Annotated in this window: 4 protein-coding genes and 1 riboswitch; of the genes, 2 read left to right on the top strand and 2 right to left on the bottom strand. The window is 73.0% G+C overall.

Translation table 11 applies throughout. The annotated features are described in order from the left end of the window. Positions 1 to 1,703: S41 family peptidase (locus HF577_RS15205; protein WP_211174308.1), on the top strand; the 1,703-nt coding region annotated here is incomplete at its 5' end. Between the two features lie 7 nt (positions 1,704 to 1,710). Here HF577_RS15205 and HF577_RS15200 read toward each other — a convergent pair. Continuing rightward, complete coding sequence (locus HF577_RS15200) at positions 1,711 to 3,225, bottom strand: amino acid permease (RefSeq protein WP_169396498.1); 1,515 nt, start codon at positions 3,223 to 3,225, stop codon at positions 1,711 to 1,713. Then, complete coding sequence (locus tag HF577_RS15195; protein WP_312859146.1) at positions 3,222 to 4,388, bottom strand: agmatinase family protein; 1,167 nt, start codon at positions 4,386 to 4,388, stop codon at positions 3,222 to 3,224. The genes HF577_RS15200 and HF577_RS15195 overlap by 4 nt, the downstream gene beginning before the upstream one ends. A 52-nt stretch (positions 4,389 to 4,440) precedes the next feature. Then, a riboswitch (guanidine-I (ykkC/yxkD leader) is annotated at positions 4,441 to 4,550 on the bottom strand. A 200-nt stretch (positions 4,551 to 4,750) separates the two neighbouring features. Here HF577_RS15195 and mfd point away from each other — a divergent pair. Continuing rightward, positions 4,751 to 8,329, top strand: a complete 3,579-nt coding sequence (gene mfd, locus HF577_RS15190) for a transcription-repair coupling factor (protein WP_169396497.1) — start codon at positions 4,751 to 4,753, stop codon at positions 8,327 to 8,329. Positions 8,330 to 8,408 lie beyond the last annotated feature (79 nt).

Genomic DNA, 8,408 nt, shown 5'->3' with positions numbered 1-8,408 from the left:
ACACGGACCCGTCCGCCGACCCGGCCGCCGACGGCGAGGGCGTCACGGCGAAGCCGGAGAAGAAGACGGACGACGCGCCGCCGGAGGTGGTGGTCGACGTCGACGGCCTCGCGGCCCGCGTGGTGCCGGTGCCGGTCGTCGCGGCCCGCTACAGCGGGATGCAGGCCGGGAAGGACTGCCTGCTGTGGTACCGCAGCCCGGTCTCCGGGGTGCTGGGCGACACCCGCGCCGGCACTGCCGAGAAGGCCGAGCGGCCGGTGCTGGAGCGCTACGACCTGGTGCGCCGCAAGCTCGACGTGATCGCCGATCCCGTCACCTGGGCGGCCGTGAGCGGGGACGGGTCGCGGCTCGTCGTGCGGGACGGGGCGTCGCTGCGGGTGCTGCGCACCGACCGGCCCGGCTCCGCGGCGCCCGGTGAGGGCGACGGCGACGAGTTCGAGATCGACACGCGGCGCATCGTCGTCACGGTGGACCCCGCCGCCGAGTGGCGTCAGATGTTCGACGAGGCCGGCAGGCTGATGCGCGACCACTTCTGGAGCCCGGACATGGCGGGCGTGGACTGGGACGCGGAGATCGCCCGGTACCGGCCGCTCGTCGACGCCGTGGGCAGCCACGACGACCTCGTCGACCTGATGTGGGAGCTGCAGGGAGAGCTCGGCACGTCGCACGCGTACGTGATGGGCCGTGGCGGCGGCGACCACACCGGCCAGCCGGGGCTGCTCGGCGCCGATCTCGAGCCGGCCGACGACGGGTGGCGGGTGGTGCGCGTGCTGCCCCCGGAGACGTCGGCGCCCGCCGCGCGGAGCCCGCTGTCGGGTCCGGGTGTGGACGTGCGGGCGGGTGACGTGATCCTCGAGGTCGGTGGCAAGCAGGTCGACCCCGAGTACGGGCCTGCGCCGCTGCTCGTCTCCCGGGCCGACGAGCTCGTGGAGCTCACCGTGCGTTCCGGGCCCGACCGCGAGGACGCGGGCGAGGTGCGCCGGATCGTGGTGCGACCGCTGCGGTCCGAGGCCTCGCTGCGCTACCAGGACTGGGTGGCGGGCAGGCGGGCGTTCGTGGCCGACCGGTCCGACGGCAGGCTCGGCTACCTGCACGTGCCCGACATGATGGCGCCGGGCTGGGCGCAGCTGCACCGGGACCTGAGCCGGGAGACCAGCCGCGAGGGGCTGATCCTCGACGTCCGCGGCAACAGTGGCGGCCACACGTCCCAGCTGGTGGTGGAGAAGCTCGCACGCAAGGTGATCGCGTGGGACATGCCGCGGCACCGTCAGCCCACGACCTACCCCGAGGACGCCCCCCGCGGCCCCGTCGTGGCGCTGGCCGACGAGTTCTCCGGCTCCGACGGTGACATCGTCACCGCGGCGATCAAGCGCCTCGGCATCGGCCCGGTGGTCGGGGTGCGCACCTGGGGCGGGGTGATCGGCATCGACAGCCGCTACGGCCTCGTCGACGGCACCCGCGTGACGCAGCCGCGCTACGCGTTCTGGTTCGACGACACGCAGTGGGGGGTCGAGAACTACGGGGTCGACCCCGACGTCGAGGTGGTGATCGCGCCCCAGGACTGGGTGGCGGGGCGCGACCCCCAGCTGGAGCGGGCCGTCGACATGGCGCTGGAGGCGCTGGCGGAACGGCCCGCCGTGCGGCCGCCCGACGTCGCCACCCGGCCGAGCCGTCGCCGCCCGGAGCTCCCGCCCCGCCCCTGACCGGCGGTCAGCCCTCCGCCGGCTCGTGGCGTACCGGGCGCTGCCTGCGCATCACCCGGTACGCCACGAGCCCGAGCGCCACCACGACCACCACCGACAGCGGCCCCGCGTACTGCAGCACCCGGCTGTGCCCGTCGGGGTCGAAGACCTCCTGCCGCGGCCAACCCACGTTGACCAGCATGAACACGCCGAACACGACGGCCACCACGTTCACGGGCAGGCCCCAGCGGCCCAGGGTGAAGTAGGCGGGGTCGGGGACGTGGCTGGGGTTGCGCCGCAGCCGCTGCCACAGCAGCGGCACCGTCACGAACAGGTAGGCCAGGTAGACGATCACGACGGACACGCTCGTGACGGTGGCGAAGACGCTGGTCTGGCCCAGGTTGATCAGCAGCACCCCGATCGAGAGCGCCCCGACGACGACGCCGGGCAGGATCGGGGTGTGCGTCCGCGGAGACACCGCGGACAGCGCGGCGGAGAAGGGCAGCCGCCCGTCACGGGCCATCGAGAACATCACCCGGGTCGCCGACGCCGAGATGGCGAGCGCCGCGGAGAAGATCGAGATCGCGACCACCGCCAGCACGATCCGGCCGAGCACGTCGCCGAGCTGGGCCGTCACGACGTAGGAGATGCCCTCCGCCGACAGCTGCGGCGACTTGATGTCGGGGGCCGCCATCAGGGTGGCGAGGATGAGCAGCCCGCCGCCCGCCCCGGAGATCAGCATGCAGCGCGTGATCGCCTTCGGCGCGGTGCGGCGGGGGTCGTTGGTCTCCTCCGACAGCTCCGCGGCGCTGTCGAAGCCGTACATCACGTACGCGGCCATGAGCATCGAGGCCAGGAACGGGAAGACGTAGGGCCCGTCGCCCTGCACCCCGTTGGTCTCGAACACCACGGACGGGCCGCGCTGGGCGTGCAGGAACAGCAGCACGATCACCAGCAGCACCCCGGCGATCTCGAACGTCACACCGATCCGCGTGATCAGCGCCATCCTGGTGACGCCGAAGGACGCGATCGCGACGCACAGCGCGATGCAGACGGAGCCGAGGATGATCGCGTTCCGCGCCCCGTCGGGCGAGGTGGGGGAGGGGTCGGTGCCGACCAGCTGGAAGCCGCTCCACACCGCGGGCAGCACGGCCTGCAGCGCGATCGCGATCGCCGCGACGCTGATGATGTAGCCGATCTGCATCAGCCAGCCGGCCATCCAGCCCACCGGGTCGGTGGCGACGCGGCGCGACCACTGGTAGATCGCGCCGGCCACCGGGTAGCGGGCGGCGAGCTCGGCGAACACCAGGCACACGGCGAACTGCCCGACGAAGACGATCGGCCACGTCCAGATGTAGGCCGGGCCGCCGAAACCGAAGCCGATGGTGAAGAGCTGGAACACCGTGGTCAGGATCGAGACGAACGAGAACCCCGACGCGAACGAGGAGAACGGGCCGAGCCCGCGGTGCAGTTGCTGGGAGTAGCCCAGCGCTGCCAGGTCGTCGGAGTCGGGACGCGCGGTGCCGGGCGCGACGGCGGTCACGAGGTGCGGTCCTTGCGGGCTGCCGGCAGGTGACCCGAGCGCACGAGGCAGCCGAGGGTGTCGCAGATGACCCTGGTGGCGATCAGTGCCGTGATCTCGGCGTTGTCGTAGGGCGGGGAGCACTCGACGACCTCGATGCCGGCGAGCGGGCGCGCGTCGGCGATGATCTGGATGAACTTCAGCACCTCGCGCGGCAGGAAACCGCCCGGCTCGGGCCAGCCGGTGCCGGGCACGAACGCCGCGTCGAGGCAGTCGACGTCGAACGAGAGCCAGACGGCGTCGGCGCCGTCCCACGCCACGTCCAGGGCGCGCTGCGCGGCGTCCTCGATGCCCATCTCGACGCAGTCGGTGACCGTCATGATCGTGGTGCCGCGCTCGCGGCCCACCTTCACACCGGGCCGTGGGGCCTGCCAGCCGCCGATGCCGATCTGCACCAGGTTCTTCGCCGGGACGTTCGGGAGGTCCGTGGCGTGGAACCACGGCGTGGTGTGCATCCGCTCGTCGAGGTCGGTCTCCTGGGTGTCGACGTGGCGGTCGAAGTGGATGATCCCGAGGTTGCCGCCGTTCAGGTGGGGTGCGACGCCGCGGGTGGTGGGGTAGCCGATCGAGTGGTCGCCGCCCAGCACCACGGGGAACGCACCGCTCTCGTACACGTGCGACACGGCCTTGGTGATCTGGTCGAACGTCTTCTCGATGTTGCCGGGGATCGTGAAGATGTCGCCGAGGTCGCCGATGGTGATCGACTCCCGCAGGTCCACCCCGAGCTCGAAGCTGTACGGCCCGTAGAGCGCGGAGATCTTGCGGATGCCCTGCGGCCCGAAGCGGGTGCCGGAACGGTAGGTCGTGCCGCCGTCGAACGGGGCGCCGAGCACGGCGACGTCGTACTCGCCGCAGCGGCGCACATCCTCGACGTAGGGCGCCTTGAGGAAGGTGTTGATTCCGGCGAAGTGCGGCAGCTCGCCACGGGAGAACGTGGGGATGCGCCGGTCGACGATGGAGTCGGCGCCCTGCAGCCCGAGCTCAAGGCCGCGGGCCACCTCCTCCTCCCACTTCGTGGAGGGCAGGCCCGCCTCGGCCTGGACGGCGAACGCCGCCTCGGGGCCGTAGTTGTCGTGGATCTGGCCGTCGGTGGTCCGATCGGGCTGCTGGGGGTGGTAGTGCACGACGCTCCTCACGGTGGGGGGAACCGACCGCGAGCAGCCGGTGCCACCAGCTGTCTCCCGGGCTTTTGTCCCGCCGTGGGGGCGGCCGCACCTGCCGCGACCGCCTGCGTCTCTCGGACCAGACCCCCCGTGACCGGGGGCGGAACCCTAGACGCGCCTCACGCGTGTGAGTCCCGACCAGTAGAGGCACGCCGTGTTGCCGACACGCGCCGCCACCGTTACCCGCTTGTGAATCCGATCTCCGGCCGGGGCTCGTGGGGGCGGGCGTAGGCTGAGGGCGTAGGCCCCGCCGGGGGCGATCGTCCCGGGTAGGGGTCTGTCTGCGTTGCCCACCTCCACCTCCGCGAGGGGTATCCCGAACCGTGGCCAAGCTCTCCGGTCTGCTCCGCTCCGCCCTGTCCGACCCCGATCTGCGCGCCGTGGTGGACGCCGCACGCGACGCCCGCACCACCACCGCAGAGGTGCCCGCCCTCCGGATCGAGGGCCCCGCAGCCTTGCGTCCCGTCCTCGCCGCCGCCTTCGGCACCGCGGCGGACGCGGGCGGCGCGGGCCGCACCGTCCTCGCCGTCACCGCCACCGACCGGGAGGCCGAGGACCTCTGCGCCGCCGCGGCCGACCTGCTCGACGCCGGTTCCGTTGCCGTCCTCCCGTCGTGGGAGACGCTGCCGCACGAGCGGCTCTCGCCCCGCCCGGACACGGTCGGCAGGCGGCTGTCGATCTTCCGCAGGCTGGCCCGCCGCGAGACCGCGCCCCGCGTGGTGGTCACCGCGGCCCGCAGCCTCATCCAGCCCATCGCGCCGGGCCTGGGCCGGCTCGACCCCGTCCAGCTGCGGGTGGGCGACACCGCCGACTTCGAGGCGCTGCTCGTCCGGCTCGTCGAGCTCGCCTACACGCGCGTCGAGATGGTCACCACCCGCGGCGAGTTCGCGGTGCGCGGCGGCATCATCGACATCTTCCCGCCCACGGCGGAGCACCCGGTCCGCGTCGAGTTCTGGGGCGACGAGGTGACCGAGCTTCGCTACTTCGCCGTGGCCGACCAGCGCTCCGTCGCGCCCGTCGAGGAGCTGCTCGCGCCGGGCTGCCGGGAGCTGCTGCTCACCGAGCCGGTGCGGGAGCGCGCCGCCGCGCTGGCCCGTGCCCACGAGAACAACCCGCAGCTGCGTGAGCTGCTGGAGCACCTGGCGCAGGGCATCCCGACGGAGGGCATGGAGTCGCTCGTCCCGGCGCTGGTCGGGGGCGAGCTGGAGCTGCTCACCGACCTGCTGCCGGCGGACGCGGTCGTGCTGCTCGCCGACCCGGAGCGGATCCGCACCCGCAGCGCCGACCTGGTCCGCACGGGGCAGGAGTTCCTGGAGGCGAGCTGGTTCGCCGCCGGTACGGGTGGCTCGGCGCCGATCGACGTCGGTGCGTCGGCCTACCGCGACCTCGGCGACGTCCTCGACCACGCCACGGCCACCGGGCGCCCGGTGGTCACCCTCAGCCCGCTGCTGAGCGGGCGCGAGGACGCGCTCGCGCCCGCCGTCCACGAGGTGGAGTCCTACCGGGGCGACACCGACCGCGCGCTGGTCGACCTGCGCGCCCACGTGACGGCGGGCGGCACCGCCGTCCTCGTGGTCGGCGGCCAGGGCACCGCGCAGCGCTCACTGGAACAGATGCGGGAGGCCGACGTCCCGGCCACGCTCGTCGACCGGCTGGAAGAGGCGCCCGAGGCCGGCCTGGTCACGGTCACCTGCGGACGGCTGACCGAGGGCTTCACGGCCACCGCGAGCTCGCTCGCCGTGCTCAGCGAGGCCGACCTCACCGGCAACCGCACCGGGCAGGCGGAGACCCGGAAGCTGCCGAGCAGGCGGCGGGTCACCGTCGACCTCGTGACGCTCAAGCCCGGTGACCACGTCGTGCACTCCCAGCACGGCATCGGCAAGTTCGTCGAGATGCGCGAGCGCACCGTCGGCGGCGCGACCCGCGAGTACCTCGTGCTCGAGTACGCGTCGTCCAAGCGGGGCCAGCCCGCCGACCGCCTCTTCGTCCCCACCGACTCCCTCGACGAGATCAGCCGCTACGTCGGCGGCGAGGTGCCCACGCTCAACAAGCTCGGCGGCGGCGACTGGGCCAAGACGAAGGGACGCGCCCGCAAGGCCGTCCGCCAGATCGCGGCGCAGCTGGTGCAGCTCTACGCCGCGCGGCAGTCCTCGCCCGGGCACGCGTTCGCCGGCGACACCCCGTGGCAGCGCGAGCTCGAGGACGCCTTCCCGTTCACCGAGACCCCCGACCAGCTCGCGGCGATCGAGGAGGTCAAGCAGGACATGGAGCGCCCGGTCCCGATGGACCGGGTGATCTCCGGCGACGTGGGCTTCGGCAAGACGGAGATCGCGGTCCGGGCGGCGTTCAAGGCCGTGCAGGACGGCAAGCAGGTGGCGGTGCTCGTGCCCACCACGCTGCTGGCCACCCAGCACCTGCAGACCTTCTCCGACCGGATGCGCGCCTTCCCGGTCACCGTGCGCGGTCTCTCGCGGTTCACCGACGCCGCCGAGGGGAAGCAGACGATCGAGGGCCTCGCCGACGGCACGGTCGACGTCGTGGTCGGCACCCACCGCCTGCTGCAGACCGGCATCCGGTGGAAGGACCTCGGCCTCGTGATCGTCGACGAGGAGCAGCGCTTCGGCGTGGAGCACAAGGAGCACATCACCGCCCTGCGCACGTACGTCGACGTGCTCACCCTCAGCGCCACGCCCATCCCGCGCACGCTGGAGATGAGCCTCGCCGGCATCCGGGAGATGTCCACGATCACCACCCCGCCCGAGGACCGCCACCCCACGCTCACCTACGTCGGCGCCTACGACGACAAGCAGGTGGGCGCGGCGATCCGGCGTGAGCTGCTGCGCGACGGCCAGGTGTTCTACGTGCACAACCGCGTCTCCACGATCGACCGCGCCGCGCGGAAGATCCGCGAGCTGGTGCCGGAGGCGCGCATCGCCGTGGCGCACGGGCAGATGAACGAGGACCTGCTGGAGCGCACCGTCGCCGGGTTCTGGCACAACGAGTTCGATGTGCTCGTCTGCACCACGATCGTCGAGAACGGCCTCGACATCTCCAACGCCAACACGCTCATCGTCGAGCGGTCCGACACCCTCGGGCTCTCCCAGCTCCACCAGCTGCGCGGGCGCGTGGGGCGTGGCCGGGAACGCGGGTACGCGTACTTCCTCTTCCCCCCGGAGCACCCGCTCACCGAGACCGCGCACGACCGCCTCGCGACGATCGCCCAGCACAGCGAGCTCGGGGCCGGCACGGCGGTGGCGATGAAGGACCTGGAGATCCGCGGCGCGGGCAACATCCTGGGCGCCGAGCAGAGTGGCCACATCGCGGGCGTCGGGTTCGACCTCTACATCCGGCTGGTCGGCGAGGCCGTCGCCGCGTTCCGGCAGCAGGCGGGCGCGGGCGAGGGCGAGGACGTCGAGCAGCTCGCCGACGTGCGGGTGGACCTCCCGGTGGACGCGCACGTCCCGCACGACTACGTCACGGGCGAGCGGCTGCGGCTGGAGGTCTACCGCAAGATCGCCGAGGCCGGCGACGGCCAGGCGCTCGACGCGATCGTCGAGGAGCTCACCGACCGCTACGGGGAGCCGCCCGCGGCGGTGCGCAACCTGCTCGCCGTCGCGGCGTTCCGCCAGACCTGCCGGTCGCTGGGCGTCGCGGAGGTGGCGGTGGCGGGCAACGGCATCCGCATCGGTCCGGTGGACCTGCCCGACTCGGCGCAGATGCGGCTCAAGCGGTTGCACCCGAAGGCCGTCTACCGCCCGGCCGCGCGGGCGGTCGTCGTGCCGAAGCCCGTGGAGAGCGGCCGGATCGGCGGAGCGCCCCTGCGCGACGTCGAGCTGCTGGAGTGGTGCGCGAAGCTCCTGCGCGACCTCTTGTCCCCCGCGAAGGTGCCGGCCGCCGTCTGACCTTTCCCGAACGGGGGACGGGCGGTAACGCCGGCCGTCTCCCGGGAGAGGTTCCAGACAGGAGCCCTCCCGGGAACGG

Source organism: Pseudonocardia xinjiangensis (assembly GCF_012911925.1).
GTDB classification, from domain to species: Bacteria; Actinomycetota; Actinomycetes; order Mycobacteriales; family Pseudonocardiaceae; genus Pseudonocardia; species Pseudonocardia xinjiangensis.
This window is presented reverse-complemented; position numbering and strand designations above follow the sequence as displayed.